A 2,115-nucleotide genomic window follows, 5' to 3' on the forward strand; every position below is an offset into this window, starting at 1 on the left:
TTCCTTGTTCTGGTTTCTCCACAAAACGATTCACTTCGTATAAACGACCATCTTGTGAATTCGGGTCAATGATGCCGTAACGATGTGTTTCTGATTCAGGTACTGTTTGTACTCCAATAACTGATTTACCTGTTGCTTCATATTGTTCCATTAATTGTTTAATAGCTGGATTATCCGATTCAACAATGTCATCACCTAACAGTACGGCGAAAGGTTCGTTTCCAATAAATTGCTTCGCTGTGTGAATCGCATGGCCTAATCCTTTTTGTTCTTTCTGTCTAACATAGAAGATGTTCGCTAATTCTGTTGAATATTGAACTTTATCCAGTAATTCAAGTTTCCCTTTTTCATATAAAGTTGTTTCAAGTTCCTTTTGAATATCGAAATGATCTTCAATCGCGCGTTTATGTTTACCAGTTACGATAAGAATGTCTTCAATTCCAGCACGTGACGCTTCTTCTACGATATATTGAATTGTTGGTTTATCTAATATTGGTAACATTTCTTTAGGCATTGCTTTTGTAGCAGGTAAAAATCTTGTTCCTAGGCCAGCTGCAGGTATAATTGCTTTTTTTATTTTAAACTCATTTTTGTTTTTAATAACTTTATTATCTTTCACTTTAATTTTCCTTTCTCTTATACAACTTAAATGCTTAATTGACTATATAATCCATATTCTTTCCTAAAATTTTAATCCAAAGTAATTATTTAAATAATTACTTTGGATTGATATCTTCGTTCTTAGATAACCACACGGACTCTTCATATGCATAAACCGCTTCTTGATAATTATGACTTCTTGGCAATATCCCTTTTTTGATTGCTTCATTATATGCGTTCATCTTTGTTTGTTCATCTTGCTTACTGTATATAATATCAGCTAAATCTTCTTGAGTTTTTATATTCATTGCTTTGTCTAGTTTTTTCTGTTGTGGCTCTTTTTTCTTAGTCGTCTGTTCTGTTTTTTCTTCTTTTGTCTTTTTACTATCTTTATCTTTATTGTCTGTTGTAATCATTAATACTGCAGAAAGTATTGTTAGACAAAAAATAATCCCAACAAGAAGTATATTCTTCAATGTTTCATCTCTCCCCTATGTAAACATCAATATTATTATTAAACTATAAATTATTACATTTGTAAATTTGATTTTCAACATTTTATTTTTAATATTACAATTCAACTTTTTTCATTCAATTACAATAAGCATTTTAACTTCGAAAAAAGTATAAAAATTACAAATCTACTTTTGTAAAATTTAATCACACAAAAAAGCAACCTTCTTATTTTTGAAGGTTGCTTTCTAAAATTATTCACTTTTTTATTGTTCTAAAATTTCACGATTAAATTTATCAATAATTTCGTTATTATAATTTTCGTAGTCAAATTCCTCTTTAACGATACCTTGTTCAATATACTGAATCATTCCATCAGCTATTGCTTCAACATTCTTTTCAACCAATAATCCATTATTTCCATTAATAATAGAATTTATTCCTGCTACATTTGTTCCAATTACAGGTAAACCAAGTACCTGTGCTTCCATTACGACCATTCCTTGTCCTTCGTAATTAGAAGCAAGTATGAAACAATCACATTTGCTAACAAACATGAATGGATTCTCAATAAATCCTAATAGGAAGATATGGTTTTGCATTCTTAATCTACCAATTAATTGATTTAATGTTTTCTTTAATGGACCGTCTCCAATAATATATAAGCGGCTTTCTGGATGTTTCTCTACGACATTAACGAATGCTTTAATAAGTTCTTCGTGGTTTTTTTCAGGTGATAATCTTGCTATATTAACAAAATTATGGAATTTTGAGTCCGGTAATTCTACTGCTCTCATCGTAATTTGATGATCTTTCACATCTGATTTAGCAAAGATTAAGTATTCTTGGTTCGTTTCATCATCTATATATTTTCTATCTTTTCCTAATGTTGCCATTTCTATAATCTCATCACCATTAATGATATTACTGATTGAGATCATTTTCTTTTCTGGATTGGTAATATATTTAGATAGATTTAACTTATTCGCTTCATTTGCACTTTCGGTAACAGATACTACTTTATCAAAATGATCATATAGACTAAATATAACTTTTAGATTC

The 2,115-nt window shown here is 29.4% G+C and carries 3 protein-coding genes; all 3 read right to left on the bottom strand.

Annotated features, from left to right (window positions below):
- On the bottom strand, positions 1-601 hold a 601-nt coding region (locus tag LQ622_RS14815), incomplete at its 3' end, for a UTP--glucose-1-phosphate uridylyltransferase (protein WP_239775474.1).
- Positions 602-716: 115 nt separating this feature from the next.
- The gene (locus LQ622_RS14820) at positions 717-1,076 is read right to left on the bottom strand and encodes a hypothetical protein (RefSeq protein WP_239775470.1); all 360 of its coding nucleotides are present in this window, start codon (positions 1,074-1,076) and stop codon (positions 717-719) included.
- A gap of 243 nt (positions 1,077-1,319) precedes the next feature.
- Positions 1,320-2,115, bottom strand: a 796-nt coding sequence (locus LQ622_RS14825; protein ID WP_239775472.1) for a glycosyltransferase, incomplete at its 5' end; no start/stop codon positions are given.

Source organism: Mammaliicoccus sp. N-M50, assembly GCF_022386995.1.
GTDB classification, from domain to species: Bacteria; Bacillota; Bacilli; order Staphylococcales; family Staphylococcaceae; genus Mammaliicoccus; species Mammaliicoccus sciuri_A.